Origin of the sequence: Arenibacter amylolyticus, assembly GCF_002150785.1 — a bacterium.
Taxonomy (GTDB): Bacteria; Bacteroidota; Bacteroidia; order Flavobacteriales; family Flavobacteriaceae; genus Arenibacter; species Arenibacter amylolyticus.
Map to the genome: position 1 here is coordinate 1 of NZ_MTAZ01000045.1, position 16811 is coordinate 16811.

Sequence of the window (16811 nt, forward strand, 5' to 3'; positions counted from 1 at the left end):
CAACAGAGTTGTCAAGTTTTGAGACAGTCTGACGGTCTCGTATAACCGTCAGTTACGGGTTAATATGCGTTAATTTTCGGTTTGGCACAGACGTTAGCAATTCCGAGTGGATTCGGACGTAGTCGAATCCGCCGTAATTGCGGTTATACATGGTTGTAAACAGTTTTTATTCCACTTTTTCGAACTTATAAGAACAACCTTCATCACAATTTAAATAGGTCGGTGTTAAAATTAGATGGTTACTTTCAAAGACATAATTTTCCACAAATGAACCAGGAGGATTTTCAATACCAGTATTAAAGCCATCACAATTATACTTTAAGGTTAAATTGGAAGAAGTTAATTCATACATTCCAGTTGAACACTCAGAAAATCTATTTGATGCAAATGAATTATCAGAGTTAAATGTATAAGTGTAACCATTGTTAACAGGATTCCATTGTGGACTATTACCTCCATCACTTCCGTATATTTCTACTAATTTCCAAGTTCCATATATAGAGTTTTCATTTTTTTGATTTTCATCATTTTGACTACAGGAACTAAATGATATAATAATAGTGAATAATAAGATTATGTTTTTCATGACCATAAATTTTTAGTTAATGATAATTTGATGTGTTTCTACATTTTCACCAATATAGATTTTAAGAATATACATTCCTTTTCTTAGGGATGAAACATTAATGGAATTTTTTTGTTTATCCAAGTTCCCTTGTAGAACGAGATTGGAATGAAAATCATACAATTTATAATTGGATTTTAGTTCGGTTTCGCTAAAAGTAGTATTTGCTTGGTTTGGATTTTTAAACTCAATATTCAGAGTTTCTGAACTTGGGTTTGGCGAAACAGTAAAATAACCTCCGAAGCAATAATTGTCCTTTTTAAAATATATTGTGTGCACACCATTACTACAGATACCTGTATAATCTATATCTATGGCATAAGTGTTGCCGTAGTTCATATTATTGGGTGTAAAGGCAATCTCATAAATGCCATATGAATAGGATGTCCAACCACTCGGGATAGTAGTATAGTTTATACTATTTACATAATTTGAATACATATTGATTACATATTCCTCACCGTCACAAATTAAATATGGGTCTAGCGAAGTGCCACTTCCAGTTAAATTGTTATAATTACTGTCCCGGACAAATACCTCGCTATTTGTTAAACTGGGATTATTGATTTGAACTTCTGTTGTTAAACCTGCACCAGAGCTTAGGTTTGCAGTTATCTGTCCAATACTTCCGCTACTGTACTTTGGTTTGACTGTAATCGAAGTGTCGTTGCTGCTTACAACCAATAAATTTGATGATACTTGCCAAGTTACGGGCGTCCCTCCATTTTGAAGGGTGAATGTTGAATTTGAAGGACTACAGATTGTATTTGGACCATTTAACGACGGGCAAGAATTGGCGGTTATATTTTGTAAAACAGATTCGTTTTGTATGGCATATCGCATTCTGTTACCTTGGCCATTTGTGAAATGGTCCCTATTATTGTAGTATGACATAATGTTTGTTAAATCAGGTGTGTAACCTCCTGAATTTCCAGCGTTTGAATCAGCAGGTGTATCACATACAACATCTCCGCAAGTACTACAATTTGACCCATTAATTGCTTCTGCACACCCAGAAGTATTTGGAGCAGTACCTTGAAAGGTATGGTAAAGATTTAAACAATGACCCAATTCGTGATGTGAAGTAGGTAGAAGAACTCTATCACTTCTTATGACTAAACTGTTTGATGGAATACTATCTGCTACACCAGTTACAAACCCTTGGTATACACCATTGATGTAAACATCCCATAATTCTTCAACTATATAGTAATTAATAGCATTCGGGACATCATAACCAGAATTCATTAATACTGTGTGTTCACCTTCATCTACTTGAATGAAGTCAGAATTATCAATAAAGTTAGTTCCTATATTATTAATTATGATATTATGTGGACTATAAAATTCGTTAAGTTCCACCGTTATATCATTTGTATCTGGCAATGGGAACGCATTCGTTCCATTTGTATTTCTTACAATATGGAAAAACACATTGATACAAGTATATGAACTAGAACTTTTGTAAGAGTTCGACTCTTTGCCTTTTGTGTTATTGTCCTCTTGGGGGTAAATTATTGGAGTAGTTGGAGGAGGTGTTCCACAAATTTGTCCAAATATTGAGTTGAAATTCCAAATTAAGAGTAGGATTAAAAGTAGTTTTCTTTTCATAATTTCTATTGTTTTTTATGGTTAATGTTTGTGTAAAAATTGTTTACAACATATATATATAACAACAAGTTACTATACCCTCATTTTATCGGTAACTAACATAGCTCTTATTTCCCAAAACATCCAGTGGATTATTGGAAAGCAATTAACAATCAGATGTTTATAAACAAGCGATATTGCGGAAAATATTGAATAGATGAGATCGAAAAGCGCATGGACTTGAAAAACCCTAAACTATGAGCACGTGATATTGTAACCTTAAACGAGTGTTACATCAAATCCAAATTCAACTTAGGAAGTAAGTTCGCGGCTTCCTTCATCTTCTTGTCAATGATTTTGGCATAGATTTCCGTAGTTCGTATTTCACGGTGACCAAGACGTTTGGAGACGGTATAGATATCCGCACCATTTTCCAGTAATAGCACCGCATTGGTATGCCTGGCGGAATGGAAGGTGATGTGCTTGTGGATGCCGGCAAACATACACCAACGGAGGAGTTGGAGGTTCATATGGGCACTATATTTTAGACCTTTGAATACGCGGTCATTGGGGCCTCTGCGTTCCCCTAAAAGCTCCCTAGCCTGTTGTGAGATATATAAGTATTCCACCCCTTCGGTTTTCTTTTGCTGAAAGACAATGCGGAATATAAAATTCCCGGAATTGTCCACCCCCTCATCGCGGACCTCGGACCACTTTAGCTTATTAATATCAGACCAACGTATCCCCGATAAGGTGGAAAAGAGAAAAGCGCGTTTTAATAAAGGAATAGGGCAGGGGGTCTTGGATAGTTTTTGGAGTTCATCGGAGGTGAGGTATTCTCGTGTGGACTCAGCGGCTGAAAAACCTTTGACTTTCTTAATGTAATTCTCATTGAGATATCCCTCTTCAAAAGCGGCATTTAAACAAGCCTTAAATTTATTGTAGTACGCATTCTTGGTGTTTTGGGATAACTTCTTATTACTCTGGGTAACAGCAACGGTATCTAGGTATTTCTTGTACCCTTTTATAAAATCAAGATCAATATCGTCTAAGGTAATAGAAGGGGAGCAATAGGCCTCCAAATGTTTCTGGGCAGCATCCCAATTGTCATAATTTCCTTTGGACTGGTAGCGTTCCTCTTTCTTCTGGACATAAAAGTCTAATAAACCAACTTTTCCTTTGGTGTCGTTTTTAAGGTTATACCTTCCTTGATAGACTTCGGCTTTTCTAATGGCCAATATTTGTTCGGCCAATTCAAGTTGTTCTTGATTCTTTTTCTTTTCAGCCGTCGTTTTAGGATCCTCTATTAAATAGAGTTGTAAGTATTCGTAATTCCTTAGGTGCTTAACCTTTCCATTGCTAAGAGTTTTAACTCCTTTATAAAACTCTAAATAAAGGCTCTGTCTCCCAGTTTTTAATTTCTTCTTCCTTAAGTGAACTTTCATCATAGCGACACATTTTTTTGTGTCTCGTCTTATAAATAGAAGAAGCGACACACATGAGACACAATAAAAGTACAATTATTACATAAGTATAGGAAAATAAAATCTATCGATTTATTAACAATCTTTTGATTTCCAGCTATTTGCAGTCAAATGATATTATATGATATCAAATAAAATGAATGTCTATTTGCCGATACAGAAATTAGCAAAAATGTTGCCCAACAATTCGTCGTTGGTCACTTGTCCGGTGATTTCCCCTAAATGGTAAAGGGCTTCCCTTATATCAATGGCTAACAAATCGCTAGGGGTTTCCTCGTCCATTCCAAACTGAACCTTCTCTATCTCTTCCAAAGCTTTTATAAGGGCGTTGTAGTGCCTAGTATTGGTGACGATGGTTTCACTGTTTCGCAACGCACCGGTGTTTACAAACTCCAATAAGCGTTCTTTCAATTCCTCAACACCCAATCCGGTTTTGGCCGATAAAAGGTAAAGCTCGGAAATTTGTGCTTTTAAAGCCTCTATTTCTTCCGCCTTCAGCCTGTCTACCTTATTGGCAATGACCAACAATGGTTTTTGGGGATACCTGTTTTTTATTTTTTCCAATTCTACCGTGCTAGATCTTAGTTTGTCTGGATCGGACGCCATTTCATAGGCATCTACCAACAACACTACTACCTGGGCCTGGGCAATTTTCTCAAAAGTTTTCTGGATACCTATACTCTCCACAACATCCTTAGTATCCCTAATTCCCGCAGTATCTATAAAACGGAATCCAACACCTCCAATATTAATTTCGTCTTCTATGGTGTCCCTAGTAGTACCTGCAATATCACTTACAATGGCGCGTTCCTCATTCAACAGCGCATTTAAGAGGGTAGACTTTCCTACGTTGGGCTCTCCTACAATAGCGATGGGAATTCCATTTTTTATGACGTTCCCCACGGCAAAGGAATCAATTAATCGCTTTAATACCTCCTGGATCTTGCTAAGCAATTCTTTAAACTCACTCCGGTCCGCAAACTCCACATCCTCCTCTGCAAAATCGAGTTCCAATTCTATAAGGGAAGCAAAATTGAGTAACTCTTGTCGTAGTTTTTCTATTTCGTTGCTAAATCCGCCCCGCATCTGTTGCATAGCTATCTGATGACTGGCCTCATTATCGGAAGCGATTAGGTCTGCCACGGCCTCTGCCTGACTCAAATCCATTTTTCCGTGTAGGAAGGCACGCAGGGTAAATTCCCCGGCCTGGGCAGATCGGCAACCATTCCGTAGAAATAGCTGAATGATCTGTTGCTGAATATAAGGGGAACCGTGACAGGAGATTTCTATAACGTCCTCGCCCGTATAGGAATTAGGGCCTTTGAATACCGATACCAACACCTCGTCCAATACCTTTCCCTTATCCACAATATGCCCCAAATGAATAGTGTGACTCCTTTGCTTTTTTAAATCCTTACCGTGAATGGATCTAAAAAGGGGGTTGGTTATGGAAATGGCATCCTTTCCAGAAATACGGATAACCGCAATGGCACCCGCTCCGGAGGCAGTGGCCAAGGCAATAATATTGTCGTTGTTCGTCATGAATCAGATTCTAAGTGTCCCTATTGGGCTCATAATACAGGGAGCTTGTTATACCCCTTTAATTTGTTGCAAAAATACAATTTATTGGGACAACCCAAGCGAATGAAGTGGGGGCTATACAAGTAGGTGTTTTTATTGAATAAATGTTGCCTCCCACATATAAAAAATAGGACTACGGATAGCTATCAGTGCATTTGTAAAAAATGAATTTAGAGGGAGTGTTAATTATGGGTTTTTTCACTAAAGGCAGGGAATAAATGGGTAAATTTACTATAATAGAATACTTGATGATTATCCCTTATTATTGGTATGCCGTCCATTTATTCTGGTACTATAAATACGAGGTATGTTTCCTTAAACTGCCCTGATAAAAAAATAGAACATGAGAACTATAAAATTCCTCGGTTTCCTCTTATTACTGGCTTGTTTTAATTTCTCCTTTGCACAAGAGCCTAAAACGCTTCCTGTACCCACTGCTGAGGAAATAAAGTTGAAACAGAAATTGGAAAAGGAGCGGCTAAAAGAAGCAAAGAGTATAGAACAGCGTATAGCAAAAGCAGAAAGGGACACCAAGAAAGCGGAAAAAGCTAGGCGTAAGGCAGAAAAGTCCATAAAGAGCAAAGAGAAAATTGTTTCCCAAATAGAATCTAGAAAAAAGGCGATTGCAAAGGACCTTAAAAAAATCGAAAAAATAGAAGCCAGCATTAGCAAGGGGGAAAGGAAAGGGAAATTGTCTCCCGTGGATATTAAGAACCTGAACAATAAGATAGCAAAGCTCCATAACAATATACGTGTAAATGAATTGAAATTGGAGAAACTATATAAAAAACAATAAGTACCCTGACGTATAAAATTTCCGATCCATATTTGTAACATTAAGTAGCACTCCTCGTCTTACCATTACTAGAGGTCGTTACTAGGAAGTACAGCTTGTGTTGGTTATTACAAATTATGAGGTTTTGGAACCCATTTTCAATACCTAACACTTTCCTTTAGGCTTTATGTATATGTTTAGTGTTCCATTAAGAATTATATTGAATGAAAGTAGAGAATAAACAATTATTGATCATCACCCATTTAAGTCAGCTATTAGATCTTGTAACCGGCTTTGGCGGATTTATTGTCCCCTTGGTGTTATGGCTTACAAAACGGGACAGTGTAATAGATATGGACGAGCATGGCAAGGCCATTGTAAACTTTCAGATTAGTATGATCCTATATGCCTTGGCATGTATTCCTCTAATCTTATTATGTGGATTGGGATTCCTGGGTATTATTGCAGTAGGACTCCTTTGCCTTATATTTCCCATTGTCAATGCCATTAAAGTTTCTAATGGGGAGGATCCTTATTACCCGTTGAGTATTAAGTTTGTTTAAGAAATGAACCATAAAAAAATCCGCATTGAGAACAATGCGGTTTTTTTTATGGTGATATTCGGTGTAATGTATTAGCTATTCAGCATTACCGGCATCACTAACATAGTGACCATTTCGCCTTCATCCAAACCGTCTATAGGGGTAAGGATACCTGCTCTATTAGGTAGGCTCATTTCTAACTGTACATCATCGGAAGTGAGGTTGTTCAACATTTCTACCAAGAAACGGGAGTTGAATCCAATTTGCATATCGTCTCCTTGGTAGGAGCAAGTTAAACGCTCTTCCGCCTTGTTGCTGTAATCTATATCCTCGGCAGAAATATTTAATTCCGCTCCTGCTATTTTTAATCGAATTTGATGCGTGGTCTTGTTAGAGAAAATAGATACCCTTCTAACCGAACTCAAAATCTGGGTTCTAGAGATAGATAGTTTGTTTGGATTTTCCTTTGGAATTACCGCCTCGTAATTGGGGTATTTCCCATCGATTAGCCTACAGATCAAAACCGTATTTTCAAAGCTGAACTTGGCGTTGCTCTCGTTGTATTCTATCAATACATCGGTCTCGCTACCAGCCAAGATCCCTTTTAAAAGATTCAATGGTTTTTTCGGCATAATAAACTCGGCCACCTTGGAAGCCGTAATATCGGTACGTTGGTATTTTACCAATTTATGAGCATCCGTAGCTACAAAAGTTAGGCTTTCCGGAGAAAATTGAAAAAACACCCCGCTCATTACCGGCCTAAGGTCGTCATTGCCCGCAGCAAAAATGGTTTTGTTGATGGCAGTGGCCAACACATCACCCATAATAGTGGTAGAAGAAGGATTAGTCAGTTCTACGGATTTTGGAAATTCTGATCCATCCGCATAGGCCAACGCATATTTACCGTGGTTAGAGCTGATTTCTACCGTGTTGTTGTCTTCCACAACAAAAGTTAAAGGTTGCTCTGGAAAGGTCCTTAAAATCTCTAACAATAGTTTTGCTGGTACCGCAATGGTTCCCTCATTGTCCGAGTCTACCTCCAAAACGGAACTCATGGTGGTTTCTAGATCTGAGGCGGAAACGGTAAGTTCGCTTTGTTTTAGATCAAAAAGAAAATTGTCCAGAATAGGTAGGGTATTACTGTTGTTGATAACCCCTCCTAAAATTTGGAGCTGTTTTAGTAAATAGGTACTAGATACTATAAATTTCATGTGTCTCTTATTTATTTTTAAGGAACCTTTAGTTCATATTTTCCATTAGGATAATAAGGCTAATATCAGCAGAATTCCTTGCATCTCACTCAAAAACAAAGATATTTTAAATGTCCTTTTTATGGAAAGAAACTTATTAACACTTATCGGCTGTATTTTTTGCGTCTAAAAGCGTTAATTGCCCATCCAAACAAAAGGGTCAAAACCAGTGGCAGGCCAATATTAATCAGCTGCCATTTGGTTTTTTGCTCACTAATTTTCACCTCGTCCAAAAATGGTATCGCTACTTTCTTTGTACGAATGTTTATAAGTCCATTATCGTCTAAAAGGTAATTAAGGCAATTAATCAGGAATTCTTTGTTGCCATAATAGTTATTTGTCCACTTGTCATACCCCAATTCCAACGGTCTTCCGTTGCGAATTTGGTTCTTAATTAGGTCACCATCCGAAATAACGATCATCTTATTTTGGGGTCCCTTGTCCAACACCTTCTCTAGGGCAATAGGTTTTACCCTATTGGTAAAAGTGGAGTTAAATTCCCCTTCTACCAAAACCGCCAAGGGTATATGGCCCGTTTCATAGTTTTCTATACTGGGAATACTATTAATTATTTCCAAGCTAATTTGTCTAGGAGCACCCTCTGCCTTGGAATAGGGGGAGCTTTCCAGTAATATATGCTTGTTATACGAACTGGAAAGGGTATCTATAGATCCTGCAAACTGGAACCGTAGCGCTTCCAAATTGGTGTTGATGGGATGATCGTTTTTGGAGATAACCATGGGGTGGTAGTGCCAAGGTACCGGGTTGTACTGGGAGTCATTTCCTTCTCCGGTGGCCATTACTATCTGGGTGGCATAGAAATCATTAATTAGATTGGCATTCAACCTAAGTCCATATCGAAAGAAAAAATCGTCCAAATTCAATTGTCGGGGAAAGGCCAGGGCCGTGCCCTGTTCATTGTAAAGGCTATCCATTTCCATGGCTACCTGATCTATAAGCCATAGGGATTTTCCTCCTCCGGTAATATATTGGTCTAAAATAAACTTCTCTTCCTCGGTGAAGGCTTCCGTAGGTTTAGCAATTAGTGCCAGGTCAAAGTCGCGCAACTGATCTAATACTCCTTGTGGATTGCTGGCAACAGAATCTAAGGTAATGGCCCCAATATTGTAATAGTCCCGGATAGTGGTGAGGTAATCTGCCATGAAAATATCCTCTAGCTGTCCATTGCCCTTAATAACGGCAACCCGCTTTTTATCGGTCAAATTTAATTGGGTAAAGGCGTTGGCAAAGGCATATTCCAAGTGCTGAACGGAATTGTTAACCCGCTCCTCGGAACTAGCTCCCAATTTATTTTTTAGAAGGGGAACTTTTACGGATTTAGTTCCGTAAGTAACAATGGCCCATGGAAATATAATTTCTTGCGAGACCTTTCCACCCTGTTCCACGGTTACCTGAGTGGGAGTAAGTCCCAAACCTTGTAGTTCCCCAATCATCGCTTCCGTAGAGGGGGCATCCTCCATAGGGTCTACAAACGCAAATTTTAGGTGCTTGTTCTTAGAAACATATTCTCCCAGTAATTGTCGGGTTTCGTCCCGTAACCTCAAGAACTCCGGGGGTAAATTCCCCTCTAGTAGAATGTCTATAATCACCGGGGCATTAAATTTTTCCACGGCTTCTATGGCAGGTTGAGATAGGGTATACCTTTTGTCTTCCGTAAGATCTGCCCGGGTGTAGAAAATATTCCCTAGGACATTAAACAAAATCAGCACTAACAATGCCTTTAAAATGGATAGCAAGCTGTTTCCCATTATCTAGTTTGATTTTTTAGCTGATTCATGGTTAGGAATAAAAAGAACGCGCAAAGACCTATAAAGTATACAATATCCCGAGTGTCTAGCACCCCGCGCGCGATACTATCAAAATGGGCTTTCATCCCTATTTTTTTTATCAATAAGTGCCAATTCCCTGAAGGGATGGTTTCCGCGATTCCTTCAAAGCCGTAAAAAATTAAAAAACTTAGTACCATGGCTAAGATAAAAGCCACAATCTGATTTTCCGATAGGGTAGAGGCAAATAATCCTATTGCCGTATAGCTGGCGATAAGGAATAACAACCCAAAATAGGATCCCAAAACCATTCCTAGATCCAAATTACCCACGGTGGTACCCAATTCTGAAATGGTATATACGTAGAGGAGGGTGGGAATGATAGCGATCACGGACAATAAAAAGGTCCCTAGAAATTTTCCCATCACTAAATTCATCAGGGATATTGGCTTTATAAAAAGCAATTCTAAGGTGCCCATTTTCTTTTCTTCGGAAAAGCTCTTCATGGTAATTGCGGGAATTAGGAATAAAAATACCCAAGGAGCAAGGAGGAAAAATAGTCCCATATCTGCAAACCCGTAATCAAAGAGGTTATAAGGGCTTTTAAAAACCCAAAGGAATAGTCCATTTAGTACCAAGAACAGTCCAATCACCAAATACCCTATGGGAGAGGTGAAGAACGACTGGATTTCTCTTTTAAAAATTGCGATCATGCGGTTCAATTAGGGTTTTGTTATTGTTTTTCCAAAGACCATGCTTCCGGTTTTTCCTCAAAAAGCAACTTGGTCTTTTTCCAAATTTGGCCAAAATATTCCGATTTTCTATACGCCTCCAAATGGGCCTTGCTTTTCCAATGGCTATGAGTGAAAAAAACACGTGGGTCTTCTATGTCTTGTAGCAACTCCAAAAACGTACATCCATCCACCTTTTGCATAGCTATCCGGTGCTTTTCAAAGAGGGATTTAAAACTAGTAATGTTTTCGGACTTAAAGGTTAATTTTACGATTCTCACCATCATAGGGCAGGGGCTTATTCAAAATCAATGGCTATGGTATCCCTATAATCCAACCCTAATAGGGTAGAGGCGCCACCCACGGTATTGAGGTCGCTCTTATAGATCGCAATTTCCAAATATCCAGCGGTATTAAACAAGGCGAGAAGCTCCCCCGGGGTTTTGCGTTTTTCCCTTTCTTGATTGTAATCCACAATTTCACCATATTTACGGTGTATCTGTCTAATGCGTTTATTGCGGACAGACACAGTAAAAGGCCTCCCTTTTCCGTAGAGTAGAAAATCGTTTTGCTCTATATTAGTAACTATATTGCCGTAGTTGTCTATATAGATTACACTTCCAGAGAGGGTATTGCCATCGGCAGATAGCCTAGGCTTAACATCCCTAAGGTCTTTTAAATTCTTAAAATCCCTTCCTATCACTTCCAATTTACCACCTCTTGCAATATGGCAGGCAGTCTTCACAAAAACGTCCAATACCGGAAACGGACCATCCACCGAGTTGGGTAACTGAATTTCCACTACCTTTTCTGGTACTATCTCGGAAGTTATCAGACCTATAACCCCATTGTTGGCCATGATAAAATAATGGTTGTCTACAAATGCCGCTATATGCTGATTTTCAGGGGATAGTTCAGAATCGATCCCTACAATATGGATACTTCCGTCAGGGAAATTTTTATAGGAGTTTTTAAGGATATAGGCACACTCCTGAATGTTAAAAGGGGATATGGCATGTGAGATATCAACAATCTTGGGATCTCCCAGTTCTTTGTAAATTGTTCCCTTAATGGCCCCTACAAAATGATCTTTATATCCAAAATCTGTAGTTAATGTAATTATAGGCATAGAGGACTGTTGATATGTTTTTGTTTGGTGAGTAGTTTTTTACTTAATTTTGTGTCACAAAATTACACAAATTATTATCGAACCAAAATATTAAATTTATTTCTAATCCTTTCTAATATACCTAATTTTTGAACGAACTTATCATAGAACTTACGGATATCGGCCCAAGGGAATTTTTTGGACAGAACAATGAGAATATTGATTTGTTGAAAAAGCATTTTCCGAAGCTGAAAATCGTTGCCCGTGGCAATAAGATCAAGGTGTACGGTGATGAGGCGCAATTGGATGAGTTTGATCGCAGATTTGATATGCTAACCTCACATTACGCCAAATTCAATAAGCTTGATGTAAATAGTATAGAACGATTACTCACTGCTAATGGCCAGGAGGAAGTGGAATCTTCCAAGGCTAGTGGGGAGGTATTGGTGCACGGTACCCAAGGCCGACTAATTCGTGCGGTGACCTCCAATCAGCGAAAATTGGTAGATGCCGTAAATGCAAACGATATGGTTTTTGCCGTAGGCCCCGCCGGAACCGGGAAAACCTATACTGGGGTAGCGCTTGCCGTAAGGGCATTGAAGGAGAAACAGGTGAAACGGATTATTTTGACCAGACCAGCGGTAGAGGCCGGAGAGAATTTAGGTTTCCTACCTGGAGATATGAAGGAGAAACTAGATCCGTATATGCAGCCGTTGTACGACGCCCTTAGGGATATGATAGCTCCTGAGAAATTGGCCCATTATTTGGAAAATGGCACCATACAGATAGCGCCCATGGCATTTATGAGGGGGCGTACCTTAGACCATGCCTTTGTAATTTTGGACGAGGCACAAAATACTACCCATGCTCAAATGAAAATGTTTCTTACTAGAATGGGGAAGCATGCCAAATTTCTGATTAATGGGGACCCAGGGCAAATAGATTTACCAAGGCGGTATGTTTCCGGACTAAAAGAGGCCTTGTTGGTCTTGCAGAACGTAGACGGAATAAAGGTGATTTATTTGGACGATAAGGATGTAATTAGACATAAATTGGTGAAAAAGGTGATAGATGCCTATAAAGGAATTGAGCACAATAATTGATTTTTCTTGATGAGCAATACAATAATTAATACAAATTTTAAATTCCCAGGTCAGAAGTCGGTCTATAAGGGAAAGGTGAGGGAAGTATATACCCTGGAAGACGATTTAATGGTGATGGTTGCTACGGACAGACTGTCTGCCTTTGATGTGGTGATGCCAAAAGGCATCCCCTATAAAGGGCAAATCCTAAACCAGATAGCCACCAAAATGATGGCCGATACGGCCGATATAGTACCCAATTGGCTAATGGCTACTCCAGATCCCAATGTGGCCGTAGGTCACGCCTGCGAGCCTTATAAAGTAGAGATGGTTATCCGTGGATACTTGTCCGGACACGCAGCTAGGGAATATGCAAAGGGAAAAAGGGATTTGTGCGGCGTTGCCATGCCCGATGGGATGAAGGAGAACGATAAATTCCCCACTCCTATACTTACCCCGGCCACCAAAGCAGAGATGGGCGACCACGATGAGGATATTTCTAGGGAAGAAATTCTGGAACGGGGAATTGTAAGTGAAGAAGAGTATGTACAATTGGAAAAATATACCCGTGCCCTTTTTGAAAGAGGGACGGAGATAGCTGCCAAAAGAGGGCTTATTCTTGTAGATACCAAATACGAATTTGGGAAGACCAAGGAAGGAGAAATTGTATTGATCGATGAAATCCATACACCGGATTCATCCCGTTATTTCTATGCGGATGGATATCAGGAAAGACAGGATAAGGGAGAAGTACAAAAACAATTGTCCAAAGAGTTTGTTAGGCAATGGTTAATCTCTAATAATTTCCAAGGCCTAGAAGGACAGGTAGTTCCCGAAATGTCTGATGCGTATATAGAATCGGTTTCCGAACGATATATAGAATTGTTCGAAAATATTACAGGTGAGAAATTTATAAAAGGGGATATCTCTAATATCCAGGAGCGGATAGAGCGCAACGTACTCAATTATCTATCTACGAGGTCTTAGGGAACCTTACCCAATTTTTAAAAGGTCTTTTAGTCTTAAAACGCCTTTTTCCTTGAGGCGCGATTTTATTTTTAAAAAGGCAATAGCGGTAATATAGGCATCCCCCATGGCGGTATGCCTATCTTTCCGCGATATATCAAATTTCTCTGCCAACTCGTCCAAGGAATAGTGTTCCTTTTTTTTGATGAGGTTGGAGGTTAACAGGGTGCTTTTATATAAATTGGAAGTGTCCATAACCAAGTTTTTTAGTTTAGGAAGTCCCATTCTCTCCAATGCCTTATTAATCATATTCATATCGAAAACCGCATGATGCGCTATGATTACCGCGTTCCCTAAATACCCCAATAGTTGTTGCATGGCCTCCTCCTCACTTATCCGGTATATATTCTCACTTTTTAAAATACCATGGATTTTGATGCTATCAGTATTGTAATGCTCCTGCTCCAAGTAGAGTTCCAAGCCTTCCGATACCAAGATAGATTGATTTTGAAGGGTAAGTGCCCCTATGGAAAGGATACGGTCATGGATATAATCAAAGCCCGTAGTTTCCGTATCCAAAACTACAAATCGGATTTCATGTAGCTCCGTGGGCAGCTTTTGCTCAAAACTCTGCACATATTCCTCCCAATACTTAGGGTGCGAAACCGGTTTTTTTCTAAAGAAATTAATCATCGCATTAAATTTGAGACTTTGAAACGTACACTGATCAACTCCTGAATATCCCTAATGGTCTTAAAGGTCCGCTTCAGTTTTATCCGCTCCTCCTTGTTTAGTTGCTCTATGGCAATATACCTTCCAGAATCGTTATGCATCAGCCCCTGTTTGGTCCTAAATTTTAGTAGGGCCTTGGTAGCGTGGGAACAGGCCAAAAAGGTTTCCTTATTATTGGGTTCCAACTGGGCCAATTTATCAAATCGTTCAAAAGTATTGTTTACGTTTTTTACGGAATGGGATAGGATAAGTACTCTGGCTGCATCGGTCAGCGGCATTAGGGCTCTCCGTTTTAAATCGAAGGTGTCCTTGTGTTCTCCATCGGCTTCCAATAATACCTGCCTAAAAAAACCGGTAGGAGAAGGGTTCTGGAGGGCTCCACTGGCCAAATGAAGATAGAAAAGGGGATATTTCTGGGTGATTTCAAAAATATGCTCAGACAATTCGTCGGCCAAGGCCTTATTTCCGTAGGTAACATTGTAATCAAAAAATATAGAGGAAAGCAACACCTCATCAGATCCGGGATTAGTGATCCATTGGGTTACTTTCGCCTTCCATTCATCAAGGCTATGGCACCAATTGGGATTGGAGGCCATCATCTCTGCGGGACAATAATCATATCCAATATCGAACAGCCCCTTGTTAATTATTTTAGCCAGTTTTAGAAAATAATCGGTGGTTTCCTGAAGGTCTTCCTCAGGGACATTTTCAAATACCAGGGCATTATCCTGATCGGTTTGTAGTAATTGCTCACTACGTCCCTGACTTCCTAGCGAGAGCCAGGTAAATTTAACCGGGGGCTTGCTGGGCATTTCTTTCAAAGAAAGCTTTATAACCTGCTTAATGCATACATCGTTTAGTTCGGTAATGATTTTTGAGGTGAGGGTCATTGGGATATTCTGTTCCAAATATCCAGATAGTAAATGGTCAATACTTTTCCGTAGGCGCTTAATGGACTTTATTTTCTTGGCCCGCTTAATGGCTTTAATCAATACCACAGGATTATTCCCCATGGCCACCATAATGTCGTGCTTAGACAATATCCCAACAGCCTTGGTATTTGGCGTGCCGTCCTTAGTGATACATAAATGACTAATATTATCTTTCATCATAGCCATTTGTGCCTGCGTGATGGTAAGGTGTTTGGTGAAGGTGGTGACAGGGGACACCATTATTTTGGAGGCTTCAACCGTAATAGGATATTTTCCCGTAACAATATTGTTGCGCAGGTCCCTGTCTGTGATGATCCCAATGGGCAATTTGTTTTTTAAGACTACCATGGCCCCCACCTTGTTTTTAGTCATTTTTTCTGCCACCTCATTCACGGGGGTGTCTTCACGACAACTGATCAGTTTTTTGGAATAGGTCACCGTCTGTAAGTCCATTAAGGGGGTATGAGGTGCAACCGGGTCTAATAACTCTTCATATAGTCTGCCACGATGACTTTCCGAATAGGGATTCCTAGTATTTGATGCAAAGCTGGCTATCAAATAATCGCCCACCTTATGATTCTGGAGGGCATAGGGTTTAAAAATATCTATGGGAATAGCATATATAATACTTTCCTCCTTCGCCCTGGCCTCCATTTTATAATTTTCCGAAGCCATTAAGGGTCTAAGCCCAAAAATATCGCCTTCGTCACAGAGGTCAACCATGCTTTTTTCACTGCTTACTCTCAACGCAATAGCGCCTTTGTTTACAACGTAAAAGTGCGGGTGTGGCTTATCGTTCTCCAAAAAAACCGGACTATCCTTATCCTTATAGATAATGATAATTTGCTCCGATAAGGCCAAAAGGTCGGATTTTCCCAAAAGATTGAACGGTGGATAACTTTTTAGAAAATCGGCCACCCTATGGGAAATGGTATTTTTCATAACTGGTATTTGGGGTAAATTTACTTAATACGGTTTATCCTTAAAAGGATAAAGATACTGAAATCATAATTATTTAACAGGCTACAACGGCTATGATTGGGAGGGCCCTAAACAGGGGTAAAAGGGGCATGGACAGCTTTAAAGTGGCCGTCTAGGGAGTGCGTTTAGGCGTTGGGGCCCATGGCCAAAACCCTAAGGAAAGCGGAGGACCATTTGCGTCTATAAATTAGGTGATAGAGAACTTAATGGAATAGAAGATTCTATAACTTTAAGCTAAACTCTAAAAACATGTACGTATGAAAAAAGATTATTCAGATTGTTTGGAAGCCTGTTATAAGTGTATTCAGGATTGTGAGTATTGCTTGCTCCAAATGGCCGGACTGGAAAGTAAAAACGATTGTCCTAAATGCTGTATCCTCTGTATAGAAGCTTGTTCAGCCGTGGTGAAGTTCTTAACGGCAGACAGCAGATTCTCCAAGGAGTATTGTAGATTATGTGCAGAGGTATGTGAATGGTGTGCGGAGCAGTGTGGGCAACATAAGCATTCCCATTGCCAAGAATGTGCCAATTCCTGTTTAGAGTGTATGGAGGAGTGTAAAAAGCTTATAGCTGCTTAATCTAAAGCCCGTTGCATGCCCATAGGCAAACTAAGGGGACAATTTCATAATTTAAGAGAGGTGGGTA

Annotated in this window: 16 protein-coding genes; 5 read left to right on the forward strand and 11 right to left on the reverse strand. The window is 39.6% G+C overall.

What is annotated here, in order from left to right:
• Nucleotides 1–166: 166 nt before the first annotated feature.
• The 4 genes from BV214_RS13770 to mnmE all read right to left on the reverse strand — a co-directional run bounded on the left by BV214_RS13770 (nt 167) and on the right by mnmE (nt 5241).
• The gene (locus tag BV214_RS13770) at nt 167–586 is read right to left on the reverse strand and encodes a lipocalin family protein (RefSeq protein ID WP_176328520.1); all 420 of its coding nucleotides are present in this window, start codon (nt 584–586) and stop codon (nt 167–169) included.
• A gap of 12 nt (nt 587–598) precedes the next feature.
• The gene (locus BV214_RS13775) at nt 599–2236 is read right to left on the reverse strand and encodes a T9SS type A sorting domain-containing protein (RefSeq protein WP_086478092.1); all 1638 of its coding nucleotides are present in this window, start codon (nt 2234–2236) and stop codon (nt 599–601) included.
• A gap of 269 nt (nt 2237–2505) precedes the next feature.
• Nucleotides 2506–3660, reverse strand: a complete 1155-nt coding sequence (locus BV214_RS13780) for a site-specific integrase (RefSeq protein WP_086478093.1) — start codon at nt 3658–3660, stop codon at nt 2506–2508.
• A gap of 183 nt (nt 3661–3843) precedes the next feature.
• Nucleotides 3844–5241, reverse strand: coding sequence for a tRNA uridine-5-carboxymethylaminomethyl(34) synthesis GTPase MnmE (gene mnmE, locus BV214_RS13785; protein ID WP_086478094.1), 1398 nt, complete (start codon nt 5239–5241; stop codon nt 3844–3846).
• 382 nt (nt 5242–5623) lie between these two features.
• Between mnmE and BV214_RS13790 the strand changes: the two genes are divergently transcribed.
• Nucleotides 5624–6076, forward strand: a complete 453-nt coding sequence (locus tag BV214_RS13790; protein WP_086478095.1) for a hypothetical protein — start codon at nt 5624–5626, stop codon at nt 6074–6076.
• Nucleotides 6077–6279: 203 nt separating this feature from the next.
• A complete protein-coding gene (locus BV214_RS13795) occupies nt 6280–6618 on the forward strand; it encodes a DUF4870 domain-containing protein (protein ID WP_086478096.1) in 339 nt (112 codons plus the stop codon).
• 71 nt (nt 6619–6689) lie between these two features.
• On the opposite strand, the gene dnaN is transcribed toward BV214_RS13795, so the two are convergent.
• The 5 genes from dnaN to BV214_RS13815 all read right to left on the reverse strand — a co-directional run bounded on the left by dnaN (nt 6690) and on the right by BV214_RS13815 (nt 11494).
• Nucleotides 6690–7808 carry a DNA polymerase III subunit beta gene (gene dnaN / locus BV214_RS13800; RefSeq protein WP_086478097.1) on the reverse strand — a complete coding sequence of 373 codons (1119 nt, stop codon included), beginning with the start codon at nt 7806–7808 and terminating at the stop codon, nt 6690–6692.
• 143 nt (nt 7809–7951) lie between these two features.
• Nucleotides 7952–9616 (reverse strand): gliding motility-associated ABC transporter substrate-binding protein GldG, encoded by a 1665-nt coding sequence (gene gldG, locus BV214_RS13805; RefSeq protein ID WP_176328521.1) that lies wholly within the window; start codon nt 9614–9616, stop codon nt 7952–7954.
• A complete protein-coding gene (gene gldF / locus BV214_RS16830; RefSeq protein WP_176328522.1) occupies nt 9616–10347 on the reverse strand; it encodes a gliding motility-associated ABC transporter permease subunit GldF in 732 nt (243 codons plus the stop codon). The genes gldG and gldF overlap by 1 nt, the downstream gene beginning before the upstream one ends.
• Before the next feature lie 20 nt (nt 10348–10367).
• Nucleotides 10368–10652, reverse strand: coding sequence for a putative quinol monooxygenase (locus BV214_RS13810; RefSeq protein WP_086478098.1), 285 nt, complete (start codon nt 10650–10652; stop codon nt 10368–10370).
• Nucleotides 10653–10663: 11 nt separating this feature from the next.
• Nucleotides 10664–11494, reverse strand: a complete 831-nt coding sequence (locus BV214_RS13815; protein WP_086478099.1) for an SAM hydrolase/SAM-dependent halogenase family protein — start codon at nt 11492–11494, stop codon at nt 10664–10666.
• A gap of 128 nt (nt 11495–11622) precedes the next feature.
• Here BV214_RS13815 and BV214_RS13820 point away from each other — a divergent pair, with 128 nt between their 5' ends.
• Nucleotides 11623–12576 carry a PhoH family protein gene (locus tag BV214_RS13820; RefSeq protein WP_086478100.1) on the forward strand — a complete coding sequence of 318 codons (954 nt, stop codon included), beginning with the start codon at nt 11623–11625 and terminating at the stop codon, nt 12574–12576.
• Nucleotides 12577–12585: 9 nt separating this feature from the next.
• Nucleotides 12586–13542: a phosphoribosylaminoimidazolesuccinocarboxamide synthase gene (locus BV214_RS13825; protein ID WP_086478101.1), complete on the forward strand. Its 957-nt coding sequence runs from the start codon at nt 12586–12588 to the stop codon at nt 13540–13542.
• Nucleotides 13543–13548: 6 nt separating this feature from the next.
• Here the strand turns inward: BV214_RS13825 and BV214_RS13830 are convergent, their stop codons facing one another.
• The gene (locus BV214_RS13830; protein ID WP_086478102.1) at nt 13549–14214 is read right to left on the reverse strand and encodes a 3'-5' exonuclease; all 666 of its coding nucleotides are present in this window, start codon (nt 14212–14214) and stop codon (nt 13549–13551) included.
• Nucleotides 14211–16127, reverse strand: coding sequence for a DUF294 nucleotidyltransferase-like domain-containing protein (locus BV214_RS13835; protein WP_086478103.1), 1917 nt, complete (start codon nt 16125–16127; stop codon nt 14211–14213). The genes BV214_RS13830 and BV214_RS13835 overlap by 4 nt, the downstream gene beginning before the upstream one ends.
• A gap of 296 nt (nt 16128–16423) precedes the next feature.
• On the opposite strand from BV214_RS13835, the gene BV214_RS13840 reads away from it, so the two are divergent.
• The gene (locus BV214_RS13840) at nt 16424–16744 is read left to right on the forward strand and encodes a four-helix bundle copper-binding protein (protein ID WP_086478104.1); all 321 of its coding nucleotides are present in this window, start codon (nt 16424–16426) and stop codon (nt 16742–16744) included.
• Nucleotides 16745–16811 lie beyond the last annotated feature (67 nt).

What these genes read in the sequence shown, in the direction of transcription:
- BV214_RS13815 (WP_086478099.1), bottom strand. Translation starts at nt 11,494, where the DNA reads ATGCCTATAATTACATTAACTACAGATTTTGGATATAAAGATCATTTT.
- gldF (WP_176328522.1), bottom strand. Translation starts at nt 10,347, where the DNA reads ATGATCGCAATTTTTAAAAGAGAAATCCAGTCGTTCTTCACCTCTCCC.
- gldG (WP_176328521.1), bottom strand. Translation starts at nt 9,616, where the DNA reads ATGGGAAACAGCTTGCTATCCATTTTAAAGGCATTGTTAGTGCTGATT.
- BV214_RS13770 (WP_176328520.1), bottom strand. Translation starts at nt 586, where the DNA reads ATGAAAAACATAATCTTATTATTCACTATTATTATATCATTTAGTTCC.
- BV214_RS13780 (WP_086478093.1), bottom strand. Translation starts at nt 3,660, where the DNA reads ATGAAAGTTCACTTAAGGAAGAAGAAATTAAAAACTGGGAGACAGAGC.
- BV214_RS13825 (WP_086478101.1), top strand. Translation starts at nt 12,586, where the DNA reads ATGAGCAATACAATAATTAATACAAATTTTAAATTCCCAGGTCAGAAG.
- BV214_RS13835 (WP_086478103.1), bottom strand. Translation starts at nt 16,127, where the DNA reads ATGAAAAATACCATTTCCCATAGGGTGGCCGATTTTCTAAAAAGTTAT.
- dnaN (WP_086478097.1), bottom strand. Translation starts at nt 7,808, where the DNA reads ATGAAATTTATAGTATCTAGTACCTATTTACTAAAACAGCTCCAAATT.
- BV214_RS13795 (WP_086478096.1), top strand. Translation starts at nt 6,280, where the DNA reads ATGAAAGTAGAGAATAAACAATTATTGATCATCACCCATTTAAGTCAG.
- BV214_RS13775 (WP_086478092.1), bottom strand. Translation starts at nt 2,236, where the DNA reads ATGAAAAGAAAACTACTTTTAATCCTACTCTTAATTTGGAATTTCAAC.
- BV214_RS13810 (WP_086478098.1), bottom strand. Translation starts at nt 10,652, where the DNA reads ATGATGGTGAGAATCGTAAAATTAACCTTTAAGTCCGAAAACATTACT.
- BV214_RS13830 (WP_086478102.1), bottom strand. Translation starts at nt 14,214, where the DNA reads ATGATTAATTTCTTTAGAAAAAAACCGGTTTCGCACCCTAAGTATTGG.
- BV214_RS13840 (WP_086478104.1), top strand. Translation starts at nt 16,424, where the DNA reads ATGAAAAAAGATTATTCAGATTGTTTGGAAGCCTGTTATAAGTGTATT.
- BV214_RS13790 (WP_086478095.1), top strand. Translation starts at nt 5,624, where the DNA reads ATGAGAACTATAAAATTCCTCGGTTTCCTCTTATTACTGGCTTGTTTT.
- mnmE (WP_086478094.1), bottom strand. Translation starts at nt 5,241, where the DNA reads ATGACGAACAACGACAATATTATTGCCTTGGCCACTGCCTCCGGAGCG.